12 protein-coding genes are annotated in these 12,733 nt (G+C 64.5%); 9 read left to right on the top strand and 3 right to left on the bottom strand.

Annotated features, from left to right (window positions below; translation table 11 throughout):
- The first annotated feature begins 25 nt into the window (after positions 1-25).
- On the top strand, positions 26-829 hold the full coding sequence (locus tag AWB79_RS32875) for a putative hydro-lyase (RefSeq protein WP_061171623.1): 804 nt from the start codon (positions 26-28) through the stop codon (positions 827-829).
- Positions 830-1,075: 246 nt separating this feature from the next.
- On the top strand, positions 1,076-1,501 hold the full coding sequence (locus AWB79_RS32870) for a VOC family protein (RefSeq protein ID WP_061171622.1): 426 nt from the start codon (positions 1,076-1,078) through the stop codon (positions 1,499-1,501).
- An 83-nt stretch (positions 1,502-1,584) separates the two neighbouring features.
- Here AWB79_RS32870 and AWB79_RS32865 read toward each other — a convergent pair whose 3' ends face one another.
- Entirely contained in the window at positions 1,585-3,132 is a 1,548-nt protein-coding gene (locus AWB79_RS32865; RefSeq protein WP_061171621.1) for a methyl-accepting chemotaxis protein, read from the bottom strand.
- A 224-nt stretch (positions 3,133-3,356) separates the two neighbouring features.
- Positions 3,357-4,061: a glutathione S-transferase N-terminal domain-containing protein gene (locus AWB79_RS32860; protein WP_061171620.1), complete on the bottom strand. Its 705-nt coding sequence runs from the start codon at positions 4,059-4,061 to the stop codon at positions 3,357-3,359.
- 379 nt (positions 4,062-4,440) lie between these two features.
- On the opposite strand from AWB79_RS32860, the gene AWB79_RS32855 reads away from it, so the two are divergent.
- Both AWB79_RS32855 and AWB79_RS32850 read left to right on the top strand, forming a co-directional pair.
- Complete coding sequence (locus tag AWB79_RS32855) at positions 4,441-4,944, top strand: hypothetical protein (protein ID WP_061171619.1); 504 nt, start codon at positions 4,441-4,443, stop codon at positions 4,942-4,944.
- Between the two features lie 71 nt (positions 4,945-5,015).
- A complete protein-coding gene (locus AWB79_RS32850; protein ID WP_061171618.1) occupies positions 5,016-5,783 on the top strand; it encodes an SDR family oxidoreductase in 768 nt (255 codons plus the stop codon).
- 8 nt (positions 5,784-5,791) lie between these two features.
- Here the strand turns inward: AWB79_RS32850 and AWB79_RS32845 are convergent, their stop codons facing one another.
- Positions 5,792-6,022: a hypothetical protein gene (locus AWB79_RS32845; RefSeq protein ID WP_061171617.1), complete on the bottom strand. Its 231-nt coding sequence runs from the start codon at positions 6,020-6,022 to the stop codon at positions 5,792-5,794.
- A 271-nt stretch (positions 6,023-6,293) separates the two neighbouring features.
- On the opposite strand from AWB79_RS32845, the gene AWB79_RS32840 reads away from it, so the two are divergent.
- The 5 genes from AWB79_RS32840 (at position 6,294) to AWB79_RS32820 (ending at position 12,727) form a co-directional block, all read left to right on the top strand.
- Positions 6,294-8,294 (top strand): sigma-54-dependent Fis family transcriptional regulator, encoded by a 2,001-nt coding sequence (locus AWB79_RS32840; RefSeq protein ID WP_061171616.1) that lies wholly within the window; start codon positions 6,294-6,296, stop codon positions 8,292-8,294.
- 192 nt (positions 8,295-8,486) lie between these two features.
- Entirely contained in the window at positions 8,487-9,551 is a 1,065-nt protein-coding gene (locus tag AWB79_RS32835) for an ATP-NAD kinase family protein (RefSeq protein ID WP_061171615.1), read from the top strand.
- Between the two features lie 24 nt (positions 9,552-9,575).
- Positions 9,576-10,571, top strand: coding sequence for a thiamine pyrophosphate-dependent dehydrogenase E1 component subunit alpha (locus tag AWB79_RS32830; protein WP_061171614.1), 996 nt, complete (start codon positions 9,576-9,578; stop codon positions 10,569-10,571).
- Positions 10,572-10,589: 18 nt separating this feature from the next.
- Entirely contained in the window at positions 10,590-11,606 is a 1,017-nt protein-coding gene (locus AWB79_RS32825) for an alpha-ketoacid dehydrogenase subunit beta (RefSeq protein ID WP_061171613.1), read from the top strand.
- On the top strand, positions 11,606-12,727 hold the full coding sequence (locus AWB79_RS32820; RefSeq protein WP_061171612.1) for an acetoin dehydrogenase dihydrolipoyllysine-residue acetyltransferase subunit: 1,122 nt from the start codon (positions 11,606-11,608) through the stop codon (positions 12,725-12,727). The genes AWB79_RS32825 and AWB79_RS32820 overlap by 1 nt, the downstream gene beginning before the upstream one ends.
- Positions 12,728-12,733: the final 6 nt, after the last annotated feature.

Raw genomic sequence — 12,733 nt, 5'->3', positions numbered from 1 at the left:
TCGAGCACGAAGGAGCCAAACAGACATGCAAAACACGAACGTGATGGAACCCGGCGTCCTGACGCCGCGCGAAGAACGCCTGCGTATCCGTGCGGGTTTCAGCGGCAATACGAGCGGCATGGCGCCGGGTTACGGCCAAGGCAATCTGGTCATTCTGCCGCGCGACTGGGCCGACGATTTCAGGCGCTTCTGTCAGGCCAACCCGACGCCGTGCCCGCTGATCGGCATGACGGAGCCGGGCAGCAGCTTTGTGCCCGGACTCGGCGAAGACGTCGACCTGCGTACGGACCTGCCGCGTTACCGAGTCTGGAAGGACGGCGTGCTCGAACGCGAAGTCACGGATATCACCGACCTTTGGCGCGAGGATTTCGTCGGCTTCGTCATTGGCTGCTCGCTGTCGTTCGAGTCCGCGCTGCAGGACGCGGGACTCGAAGTTCGCCACGTCGACGAAGGCAAGGTCGTGCCGATGTATCGCACGTCGGTCGAGACGAATCCTGTCGGCGCGTTCTCCGGCCCCATGATCGTCTCGATGCGCCCTTACACGCCGGAGCAGGCGCGCATTGCGCACGAAGTCTGCTCGAAGCTGCCGGGCGCGCACGGCGCGCCGGTGCATATGGGCGATCCGTCGAAGATCGGCATTCGCGACATCGATACGCCGGACGAGGGCGAGCCGACCGAAATCCGCGAAGGCGAAGTTCCCGTGTTCTGGGGCTGCGGCGTGACTCCGCAAGCGGCGGTGATGGCGGCGCGCCCGCCGATCTGCATCACGCATTCGCCGGGCTACATGCTGATGTGCGACCTGCGCACGGAAGACCTGCGGCTCATCTGAAGACAACAAAAAAACACGCCTCTCGTCTCTCTATTCAACAAAATTATTTGTGAATCATAGAAAAATATATTGTTTTTGTTTTAGCGACTCGCGCATTAACATGATTCCGTTGCGATGACGCTTCGGATTGCGAGTCGCACTGCGGTAAATGCGGTATCGGAGCCGGTTCGCTAATCCGGCTTTCCCCATAATCACGTCCGCTTGTGTAAATCCACAACGAATACGTCACAACCTGGTCTGCCTAACATGAGCCTTTCGCCTTTTCACCTCGCCATTCCCGTGTTCGATCTTCCCGCCGCGCGCAATTTCTACGGCGAAGTGTTCGGTCTCGCGGAAGGCCGTTCCAGCACGCAATGGGTCGACTTCGACTTCTACGGCCATCAGCTGGTGATTCACGAGCAGCCGAAGACGCCGTCGCAGGAAAAGCTCAACAGCAATCCGGTCGATGGTCATGACGTTCCCGTTCCGCACTTCGGCATCGTGCTCAAGTGGGAAGAATGGGAAGCGCTGGCGGAGCGTCTGAAGTCGTTCGGCACGAAGTTCGTGATCGACCCGTATATCCGCTTCAAGGGCGAAGTCGGCGAGCAGGCCACTATGTTCCTGCTCGACCCGTGCGGCAACGCCCTCGAATTCAAGGCGTTCAAGGACATGAGCCAGTTGTTCGCGAAGTAAGCCATCTGGCGCGAAGCATGTAAAAAAGGGCGCGGACCGTTTGTGGTCCGCGCCCTTTTTTCATCCAAAGCAGAAATCGATCGTCAGACCTGGAATGCCTGCACGGTCTGGCGCAGATCGCGCGCCTGCGCATCGAGCGAGATCGCGGCGCTCGCCGCTTCGTTCACGAGCGCCGCGTTCTTCTGCATCAGCCGATCCATCTGCGAGACGGCGTCGTTCACTTCATCGATGCCGCTGCTTTGCTCGCGCGAGGCAGTGGCGATCGCTTCGACCAGCGTGGACACGCCATCGACCGAATCGAGCAGGTCGGCGAGCGTGGTGCCCGCGCGTTTCACCGTGGTGCCGCTCGACTCGACGTGCGCATTCACCTCGCGCGTCAGTTGCGAGATTTCCTTGGCCGCGCCCGACGAACGGCGCGCGAGCGCGCGCACTTCCTCCGCGACGACCGCGAACCCGCGTCCAAGCGAGCCGGCGCGCGCCGCTTCGACGGCCGCATTCAGCGCGAGCAGATTCGTCTGAAACGCGATCGACTCGATGACATCGGTAATCTGCCCGATCTGCGCCGAGCGCGCGGACAGATCGGTCATGCGCGCGATGGCGTCGGCGACGGCGCGTTCGCCGTCCTTCGCGCGCTCCGACGCCTCGCGGGCGAGCTCGCGCGCGCGGTTCGCGTGATCGGCGTTCGCGCGCACGGTGGAGGCGATCTGCTCCATGCTCGCCGAGGTCTGCTGCAAGCTCGCCGCGTGCTCCTCGGTGCGCGCGGACAGCGCGTGATTGCCCTCGGTGATGTCCGCCGCCGCGACGCCGATGGTGTCCGTCGAGCGCTTGATGTCGCCGACCATCGACGCGAGCTGGCTGCGCATCAGGCGCATCGCGTGCATGAGGCTTTGCGTGTCGCCGGCGGCGACCGGCACCTCGGTCAGCAGATCGCCTTGCGACACGCGCCGCGCGACGCTCGCCGCGAGCGCCGGCTCGCCGCCGAGTTCGCGGATGAGCGTGCGCGCCATCGAAAGACACAGCCAGCCGACCAGCGCCATGCCCGCGACGATGCACCCGCCGACCGTCCATTGCACGACGCGGCTCACGCGCTGCGCGTCGTCGTATTCGCGTTGCGCGGCGGTGAGCTGGAATGCGCGCAGATCGGTGCTTTCCTGTTTCACGCGCTTCGCGGCGGGCTCGATCTGCTGTGTCACGATCCACTGCGCTTCGGAGAGATTGTTCGCGGCCAGGAGGTCGCTCGTCGGGCGCAAGCCTTTGTCGCGCAGCGTCGCCCAGTCGGCGGCGAGGCGCCTGGCGAGCGGCGCTTCGGTCGAATCGAGCGGATAGCGCATGTATTTGCCGAGCAGGGCGTCGACGGACGCGATGCGCTGCTGCGTCGCCGCGACAACGGCCTGAGTCTTTTGCGCCGACGGATCGAGCACGGCGTCGCTGATTGCGAACTGACTTTGCGTGATGAGCTCGTCGATGGTCGAGATGGCCTGCAGCGCCTGAGCGCGGCCTTCGAATACGTGACGCAGCGCGGCATTGCCCTGGTGGACGCCGAATAATCCGACGCCGCCGACCGCGACGAGCACGGCGGCGACCGCGCCCGTGACGATCACGAGGCGCGCCTTGACGGTGAGCTTTGACATGTTCGGTAGAGGAGAAATTGCGCGAGGAGTCCGAGGCCCGGGGCGCCGCGTTGCGCGGGGCGCAATGGCCAATGGTCAGAGGTTTTCGGTGCGCAATCTACCGGTGCTTCAAGGCGGTTGTGTGACAACGGTGGCGAAGTCTGCGCGCATACGTTTGCGTGCGTAAGCGCGACAGAAATGAGCGGAAGGCCCGCGCGAGGACCGCGCGGGCAAAGGCGTTCGAGTCAGTCGCGCTTCGGGATATTCAATCCGCGCTGCACTGCCGGCCGCGCGAGGAACGCGGCCAGCACGCGCTCGACGTTCGGGAATTCGTGAAAGTCGACGAGTTCGCGCGCTTCGTAAAACCCGACCAGATTCCGCACCCACGGGAACATCGAGATATCGGCGATGGTGTACTCGTCGCCCATGATCCAGTCGCGTCCTTCGAGCCGCTGATCGAGCACCGCGAGCAGGCGCTTCGACTCGGCGACATAACGCGCGCGCGGCCGCTTGTCCTCGTATTCCTTGCCGGCGAACTTGTGGAAGAAGCCGACCTGACCGAACATCGGACCGATGCCGCCCATCTGGAACATCAGCCATTGCAGCGTCTCGTATCGTCTGCCAATGTCCTCGGGCATGAGCTGGCCGCTCTTCGCCGCGAGATAGACGAGAATCGCGCCCGATTCGAACAGCGGCAGCGGCTCGCCGTTCGGCCCGTCCGGATCGATGATCGCGGGAATCTTGTTGTTCGGATTGAGCGACAGAAACTCCGGCGACATCTGGTCGTTCGCGTCGAAGCGCACGAGATGCGGCTCGTAGGGCAGGCCGGTTTCCTCCAGCGTGATCGAAACCTTCACGCCGTTGGGCGTCGGCAGCGAGTAGAGCTGAATGCGCTCGGGATGCTGAGCGGGCCATTTCTTGGTAATCGGAAAATCGGAGAGCGCGGTCATCGAGAGTCCTCAAGGGTCGAATCACGAAATATAACCAACTCGACGATTTTCTGTTTCGCGCCGCCGATGTGCGGACTGTCATCGGACGGTCGCATCGAAAGGAAAAGATTGAGGGATCTCGAACAGACGCCGTGTGTCGAAGGGCAGAATCTGTCTTCACCATCACTACAAAAAAGATTGTAGGAATCGCTGCAGAAACACGAGGATTGCGCGTAGCGCCAAGGTCGGAAGAAGCGAACCAATAAATACGAAGCCAGGCCCTTGCGGGAAGAATGCAGCGCGTGCGCGACGTGCGGGCCGGTTCACTGGCTCGCTTATTGCATCGATGCGAATGCCCAAGCATCCGTTTCGGTCTTACGAACCGTTGGTTTACGCTGCCATGAAAACCGCTCCTCTCGCAACGCTCACCGCATTCGCTGCCGTGGTCGGGGGACTGCTGCCCAGCCTGTGCGATGCCACTCCGCTCGAAAGTCAGCTCGACTGCAAGTCCAGCGCCCATCGCTTCATCGCGCCGCTTGTCGCCGACAAATCCATCGACGCGCGCCCGATGCGCGTCGAAGCCAATTCGGTGAACGCCTTCAGGCCGACCCAGGGCAGCGGGCTTACGGCGTATGGCTTTCGGGTCTATGCGGTGCTCGGCTACGAGCAGGGCGACGAGATGTTCAAGCGCGGCAGCGGCCAGCCGATCAGCGATTCCGCCTATGGCGTCGTGGTGCTGGCCGCGGCGGAGACGGTCGAGGCGAAGGTGCGCGAGTCGGGCAGCACCGCGGTGGTGAAGCAGGTCGTGCCGATGCTGATAACAGCCGTTTTCTGCGACGGCGGCGGCGCGCACGACACCACGACGGCAGGTCCGGTCACGACGGAAGCATCGCGCAGTCGGTGAATCATCGTCGATAATGTTCTCCCGAATCGGGCGCGCTTTTGTTGCGCGCCCACCAACAGGAGAACGCCGACATGTCCGACGCAGCCAACCAGTCTCAACGAATCGCCATCGTCACCGGAGCGGGCAGCGGCATCGGGCGCGCGGCGGCGCTGGCCCTGCTCGGCGACGGCTGGTCGGTCGTACTGGCGGGAAGGCGTCCCGCGCCGCTCGATGCGGTGATCGACGAAGCCAACGCGGGCGAGCGCGCGCTCGCCGTGCCCACCGATGTCTCCGATCCGCAATCGGTCGAAAAGCTTTTCAAGGCGGCGGTCGAGCGCTTCGGCCGCGTCGATCTGCTGTTCAATAACGCGGGCGTGTCGAATCCGCCGGGGCCGTTCGAAGACTGGACGCCGGAGCAATGGCAGGGCGTCGTGAACGTGAATCTGAACGGCATGTTCTATTGCCTGCAGCAGGCGTTCCGCACGATGAAGGCGCAAACGCCGATGGGCGGACGCATCATCAACAACGGCTCGATCTCGGCCACTGCGCCGCGCCCGAATTCGGCCGCTTACACGTCGACGAAGCACGCGGTGGAAGGCCTCACGAAATCCGCCTCGCTCGATGGCCGCAAGTACGACATCGCGGTCGGCCAGATCGATATCGGCAACGCGATGACGGAGCTTGCAGCGCGCATGTCGAAGGGCGTGCCGCAGGCGAACGGCGAGATCGCCATCGAACCGATGATGGACGTGAAGATCGTCGGACAATCGGTGCTGTACATGGCGAATCTGCCGCTCGAAGCCAACGTGCTGTTCCACACCGTGATGGCGACCAAGATGCCGTTCGTCGGCCGCGGCTGAAACCTTCCTTACGCCGTCCGATACCAGACGCGAATGCCCGAATACCAGTGGCTCACGCTGGTATCGTCGCCGGCGCCGAACGTCGAGAGGCTCTCGACGTTCAGCACGTCGACGCCGTTCTCCGAAATCCACCGGTTCGCGCGCTCGACCAGCGCCGCGCCGTTCTCGTACACGTTGCCCTTGATGAGGTGATGCTGCACGACCTGCCGCTCGAAATCCTCGTAGGCGATTCTCGTCATTGCTTATCTCCGTGGTTTTTTCGTTGTAATGCGCTGGTTGCTCGGCGGGCGCTTTTGTTGCGGCGCAGCGCTTTCGCCGCATGACGCGTTCTGCCGATTCGAGCATCATATGGCCTGTTACACGGCCGTGCGAATCGGTGAATCCCGCCCTCGCGCGCCGCAGCAAAAGAGCATTCGAGGAGGCGATCACAACCAAAGCGCGCCGCCATGCGCCAATAAATGCCCCAATCGATGCCCCGATCCGCGATGCAAAGGAGACAAGGAGAGCACGATGGACATGCGGCAACGCGAGCACATCGAGGCAGTCGTCGCGGCGACCACGCGGGCGGAACCGGTCGTGTCCGCGCCCGCGCCGCCGCGCACGCATGAGAGCATCATCGAGAGTTCGTGGCGGCGTTGCGTGCATCAGTACGGGCTCGACCCGGCGCGCATGCAGGAAGCGCGCATCCTGCCGCAGACGCGCCTGCGCGAGCATCAGCAGCGTATCGACGATTTCGCGCGCATCGCGCGACATGGGCTGGAAACGCTTTACGAGCAGGTCGCCGGCATGGGCTACGTCGTGCTGCTCACCGACGCGCTCGGCGTGACGGTCGATTACATAGGCGACGCCAGCACCGATTCCGCGTTGCGCCGCGCGGGCCTATATCTCGGCGCGGAGTGGAGCGAAGCCGGCGCGGGCACCTGCGCGGTCGGCACCGCGCTCACGACCGGCCAGGCGCTGACGGTTCACCAGGTCGATCATTTCGACGCGACGCACATTCCGCTCACCTGCACCGCCGCGCCGCTCTACGATTCGCGCGGCGCGCTCGCCGCGATTCTCGACATTTCCGCGCTCACCTCGCCGCAAGCGCGCGACAGCCAGAACCTCGCGCTGCAACTCGTGCGCATCTATGCGGGCCATATCGAGAACGCGAACTTCCTGCGCACGCATCGGCAGGACTGGATTCTGAAGCTGAACTCGTCGCCCGAATTCGTCGATGTGAATCCCGAATATCTGATCGCGCTCGATGCGAGCGGGCGCATTGTCGGGCACAACCGGCGCGCGCATGCCATGCTCGCGGCGGAAATCGGCCGGCCCATCGCGCCTGGCGCGGTGTCCGCCGCGGCGGCGTCGCTGATCGGCGTGCCGTTCGACACCTTGTTCGAGGCGCGCATCGAGGAGCTGGGCCGCTTCGTCTATTCGCGGCCGAGCGAGCTGCGCGCGGTGCCGCTCGCGAAATCGGGCGCGCTGCTGTATCTCAGCGTGATGCCGCCCGCGCCGTGCTTTAGTCCAGGCGCGGCCACCAGCGCCACGCGCACGCTCGAAGTGCCCGCGCCGCTCGCCGCTCTCTCCGGTGGCGACGCCGCGCTCACGCGCCAACTGGAGCGCGCCGCGAAGCTCGTCGATTCGCCGATCAACCTGCTCGTCAACGGCGAGACCGGCAGCGGCAAGGAATTCTTCGCGAAGGCGCTGCATCGCGCGAGCGCGCGTCGCGCGGGGCCGTTCGTCGCGGTGAACTGCGCGGCGATTCCCGAGACGCTGATCGAAAGCGAGCTGTTCGGGCATCTGCCGAACAGCTTCTCGGGCGCGGGTCCGAAGGGCAAGCGCGGGCTGATCCAGGAAGCGGACGGCGGCACGCTTTTTCTCGATGAGATCGGCGACATGCCGCGCGAGCTGCAATCGCGTCTGCTGCGCGTGCTGGCGGAAGGCGAGGTGCTGGCGATCGGCGCGTCGCGGCCCGTTTCGGTCGACGTGCGCGTGATTTCCGCGACGCATCATTCGCTCGACGCGCTGATGCAGGACGGACGCTTCCGCGAAGATCTGTACTACCGCCTGAACGGCGCGCGCTTCACGCTGCCGCCGCTGCGCGACCGCACGGATCTCGACTGGCTGATCGCCAAGCTGCTCGACGGCGCCGCGACGCTCACGCCGGCGGCGCGCGAGCGGCTGCATCGGCATGACTGGCCGGGGAATTTGCGCGAGCTGTGCAACGTGCTGCGTTACGCGCGCGCGGTGTGCTCGAACGGTTTGATCGATGTCGATGACCTGCCCGAAGGATTCGGCGAGGTCGCGGCCATCGAGGCGGAGCCGCCCGCGCGCATCGCCGATGAGCCGTTCGACCCGCACCGTCTGCCGCCCGAAGGCATGTTGCTGATGCAGTACCTGCGCGCGGCAAGCTGGAACTTGAGCGCCGTCGCAAGGCAGATCGGCGTGAGCCGCATGACGCTGTACCGGCGCATGGCGCGCTATGGCATCAAGTCGCCGAATCAGCGCGACGCGGGCGGACACTGAAACACCCTGAACTTCCGCGTTACGCCTGTTCACACCGATACACCTGCCGCTGTGACACTTGTCACGGCGGCGCCCCGTACACCCTCGTTTTCTTCGGGTATTCCCGCGCTTTTTCGCGCCTGAACGCCTTCGCTCGATTGGCATGGCGCTTGCCTTTATTCGCCGCACAAAACACACAACGGAGACACGGGCATGCGTGAAGGCGCACAGCCGCTCGTCGGCATCATCGCCAATCCTGTTTCGGCGCGCGACATTCGCCGCGTCATCGCGAACGCGAACAGCCTGCAGCTCGCGGATCGCGTGAACATCGTGTTGCGGCTCTTGTCGTCGCTTGCGGCGTGCGGCGTCGGGCGCGTGCTGATGATGCCGGATCGCGAAGGCCTGAAAGTCATGCTCGAACGCCATCTCGCGCGCAAGCACGGTCCCGACGCCGGCCTCGCCAAAGTCGAGTTTCTCGACATGCCGGTGACCGCGCGCGTCGACGACACCTTCCGCGCCGCGCACATGATGCGCGAGACCGGCGTGGATGCGCTCATCGTGCTCGGAGGCGACGGCACGCATCGCGCGGTGGTGCGCGAGTGCGGCCAGGTGCCGATCGCGGGGCTGTCCACCGGCACGAACAACGCCTATCCGGAAATGCGCGAGCCGACCATTGTCGGACTCGCGACCGCGCTCTATGCGACCGGCCGCGTTCCCGCGCGCGATGCGCTCGCGTCGAACAAGCGGCTCGACATCGAGATTCGCGACCGCAAGGGCAACGTGCGCCGCGATATCGCGCTGGTCGACGCCGTGATCTCGCACGAGCATTTCATCGGCGCGCGGGCGCTGTGGAAGATCGACACGCTCGCCGCCGTCTATGTCTCTTACGCCGATCCGCAGGCGATCGGCATGTCGGCGATCGCCGGTCTGCTCGAACCGCTCGGACGGCATGAAGCCGGCGGTCTCGCGGTCGAACTGGCCGCGCCCGGCGCAGGCGAATTCGACCTGTGCGCGCCGATCGCGCCGGGCATGACGGAGCCGGTTCCAATCGCGAGCTGGGTGCGCCTGGCCGATGGCGTGCCGCATCGCGTGAAGCAGCGCACCGGCATCGTCGCGCTCGACGGCGAACGCGAGCTCGCCTTCGGCCCCGACGACGAAGTCACGATCACGCTCAGGGAAAACGCCTTTCGCAGCATCGATGTGGCCGCGTGCATGCGCTACGCGGCGGCGTCCGGGCTGATGCGCCGGCCTGGAAGCAACACCCGCAACACCCGCTAGACCAACCCAACGAAGGAGACAGAGATGACAGCGACGCAACATGCGGGCGGCTTGCCGCTTTCGAAGGAAGCACTGCTGGGCGTGTATCGCAAGATGCGCACGATCCGCGATTTCGAAGAGCGCCTGCACGTCGATTTCGGACGCGGCGACATTCCCGGTTTCGTGCACCTGTATGCGGGCGAGGAGGCGGCGGGCGTCGGCATCATGAGCCATCTGAACGACGGCGACCGGATCGCGAGCACGCATCGCGGACACGGCCATTGCATCGCGAAGGGCGTCGATCCGGTCGCGATGATGAAGGAGATCTACGGCAAGAAGGGCGGTTCGTGCAACGGGAAGGGCGGCTCGATGCATATCGCCGACTTGTCCAAAGGGATGATGGGCGCGAATGGCATTCTCGGCGCCGGCGCGCCGCTGATCTGCGGCGCGGCGCTCGCGGCGAAGTTCCGCGGCAAGGGCGAAGTGGGCATCACCTTCGCGGGCGACGGCGCATCGAATCAGGGCACGTTTCTGGAAAGCCTGAATCTCGCGGCCGTGTGGAATCTGCCGGTGATCTTCGTGATCGAGAACAACGGCTACGCGGAATCGACGGCGCGCGACTACGGCACGGCGGTCGATAGCTACGTGGATCGCGCGGCGGGCTTCGGCATTCCGGGTGTGACGGTGGACGGCACCGATTTCTTCGCTGTCCACGAAGCCGCGGGCGAAGTCATCAAGCGCGCGCGCGAAGGCGGCGGCCCGGCGCTGCTCGAATGCAAGATGATCCGCTTCTACGGCCATTTCGAAGGCGATGCGCAGACCTATCGCGCGCCCGGCGAACTCGACGACATCCGCAACAACAAGGATTGCCTGAAGAAATTCGCGCACGCCGTCACGCAAGCCGATGTGATCGCGCCGGCCGAGCTCGACGCGATCGACAAGGAAGTCGCCGCGCTGATCGACCACGCCGTGCAGGAAGCGAAGGACGCGCCCTTGCCGACCGCCGCCGATCTGCTCACCGATGTTTACGTCAAATACTAAATCCTGGAGACGACAATCATGGCCCGCAAACTGAGCATGAAGATGGCGATCAACGAAGCGCTCGATCAGGAAATGCAGCGCGATCCGAGTGTGATCATTCTGGGTGAGGATATCGTCGGCGGCGCCGGCGCGGACGGCGAGAAGGACGCGTGGGGCGGCGTGCTCGGCGTGACCAAGGGACTCTACGCGAAGCACGGCGACCGGCTGCTCGACACGCCGCTGTCGGAGTCGGCATATGTCGGCGCGGCGATTGGAGCCGCAGCGTGCGGCATGCGTCCCGTCGCGGAGCTGATGTTCATCGACTTCATGGGCGTGTGCTTCGACCAGATCTTCAATCAGGCGGCGAAGTTCCGCTACATGTTCGGCGGCAAGGCGGAAACGCCCGTCGTGATTCGCGCGATGGTTGGCGCCGGATTCCGCGCGGCGGCACAGCACAGCCAGATGCTGACTTCGGTGTTCACGCATATTCCGGGCTTGAAAGTGGTCTGCCCGAGCACGCCCTACGACACCAAAGGACTGCTGATCCAGGCGATCCGCGACAACGATCCCGTCATCTTCTGCGAGCACAAGAATCTGTACGGCTTCGAAGGCGAAGTGCCGGAGAACTCGTATGCGATTCCGTTCGGCGAAGCGAACATCGTGCGCGACGGCAAGGATGTTTCCATCGTCACGTATGGCCTGATGGTGCATCGCGCGCTCGAAGCGGCGGCGACGCTCGCGAAAGAAGGCATCGAGGCCGAAGTCGTCGATCTGCGCACGCTCTCGCCGCTCGATATCGACACGGTGCTGGAAACCGTCGAGAACACCGGGCGGCTGGTCGTCGTCGATGAAGCGAATCCGCGCTGCAACATCGCCACCGATATCTCCGCGCAGGTCGCGCAGCAGGCCTTCGGCGCGCTGAAGGCTGGCATTGAGATGGTCTGCGCGCCGCACACGCCGGTGCCGTTCTCGCCGACGCTCGAAGATCTGTACATTCCGAGCGCCGCGCAAATCGCCGACGCCGCACGAAAAACCATGAAGGGAGGAAAGCACTGATGTCCGCAATCACACCGATCGTCATGCCCAAGTGGGGCTTGTCGATGAAGGAAGGCACGGTCAACGAATGGCTCGTGGAGGAGGGTACGGAAATCACCGTCGGCATGCCGATTCTCGATGTCGAAACCGACAAGATCGCCAACGCGGTCGAAGCGCCCGACGCTGGCCTCTTGCGCCGCAAGGTCGCGCAGGCGGGCGATACGCTGCCGGTGAAGGCGCTGCTCGGCGTGCTCGCGCCGTCCGAAGTCAGCGACGCCGATATCGATGCCTATGTCTCGTCCTACGTGACGCCCGCCGAAGACGAGGAAGCGGGCGAGGAAGCGGCGGCCTATCACTTCGTCGATGTCGACGGCATCCGCGTGCGCTACGCCTCGCGCGGCGGCGAGAACGAGGGCAGACCGGCAGTGCTGTTCATCCACGGCTTCGGCGGCGATCTCGACAACTGGCTCTTCAATCTCGATGCGCTCGCCGAGAAGAACCGCGTGTTCGCGCTCGATCTTCCCGGCCACGGGCAGTCGACGCCGAAGGTGCCGGGCACGACGCTCGCCGATCTCGCTGCGTTCGTCGGCAAGTTCATGGACGCGGTGCAACTGGAGAAAGCGCATCTCGTCGGCCATTCGATGGGCGGGGGCATCGCGGCGCAAATGGCCGTGGATCAGCCTGCGCGCGTGGAATCGCTGTCGCTGATTTCGCCCACCGGTTTCGGCGATGAAGTGAACAACGCCTACACCGAAGGCTTCGTGACGGCGGAGTCGAGGCGCGAACTGAAACCGGTGGTCGAACTGCTGTTCGCGAATCCGGAACTGGTGAGCCGCCAGATGCTCGATGATCTGCTGAAGTACAAACGGCTCGACGGCGTCAGTGACGCGCTGACATCGCTCAATGGCGGATTGTTCGCGGGCGGAAAGCAGGCCTCGCAGCCGGGCGGCAAGCTGGCGGCGGCGGACAAGCCGGTGCTCGTGATCTGGGGCGGGAAAGACCAGATCATTCCCGCCGCGCACGCGAAGAATGCCCCGGAAGGCGCGACCGTGCGCGTGTTCGACGACGCCGGTCACATGAGTCAGATGGAAAAGGCCAACGAGGTGAACGCGCTGCTGAAGGAGCACGTCGGAAAGGGCTGACCGTTC

Source organism: Caballeronia hypogeia, from assembly GCF_001544875.2.
In the GTDB taxonomy this organism is placed as follows: domain Bacteria; phylum Pseudomonadota; class Gammaproteobacteria; order Burkholderiales; family Burkholderiaceae; genus Caballeronia; species Caballeronia hypogeia.
This window is presented reverse-complemented; position numbering and strand designations above follow the sequence as displayed.

Coding starts and splice junctions, on each gene's coding strand:
- AWB79_RS32875 (WP_061171623.1), top strand. CDS start 26: ATGCAAAACACGAACGTGATGGAACCCGGCGTCCTGACGCCGCGCGAA.
- AWB79_RS32870 (WP_061171622.1), top strand. CDS start 1,076: ATGAGCCTTTCGCCTTTTCACCTCGCCATTCCCGTGTTCGATCTTCCC.
- AWB79_RS32865 (WP_061171621.1), bottom strand. CDS start 3,132: ATGTCAAAGCTCACCGTCAAGGCGCGCCTCGTGATCGTCACGGGCGCG.
- AWB79_RS32860 (WP_061171620.1), bottom strand. CDS start 4,061: ATGACCGCGCTCTCCGATTTTCCGATTACCAAGAAATGGCCCGCTCAG.
- AWB79_RS32855 (WP_061171619.1), top strand. CDS start 4,441: ATGAAAACCGCTCCTCTCGCAACGCTCACCGCATTCGCTGCCGTGGTC.
- AWB79_RS32850 (WP_061171618.1), top strand. CDS start 5,016: ATGTCCGACGCAGCCAACCAGTCTCAACGAATCGCCATCGTCACCGGA.
- AWB79_RS32845 (WP_061171617.1), bottom strand. CDS start 6,022: ATGACGAGAATCGCCTACGAGGATTTCGAGCGGCAGGTCGTGCAGCAT.
- AWB79_RS32840 (WP_061171616.1), top strand. CDS start 6,294: ATGGACATGCGGCAACGCGAGCACATCGAGGCAGTCGTCGCGGCGACC.
- AWB79_RS32835 (WP_061171615.1), top strand. CDS start 8,487: ATGCGTGAAGGCGCACAGCCGCTCGTCGGCATCATCGCCAATCCTGTT.
- AWB79_RS32830 (WP_061171614.1), top strand. CDS start 9,576: ATGACAGCGACGCAACATGCGGGCGGCTTGCCGCTTTCGAAGGAAGCA.
- AWB79_RS32825 (WP_061171613.1), top strand. CDS start 10,590: ATGGCCCGCAAACTGAGCATGAAGATGGCGATCAACGAAGCGCTCGAT.
- AWB79_RS32820 (WP_061171612.1), top strand. CDS start 11,606: ATGTCCGCAATCACACCGATCGTCATGCCCAAGTGGGGCTTGTCGATG.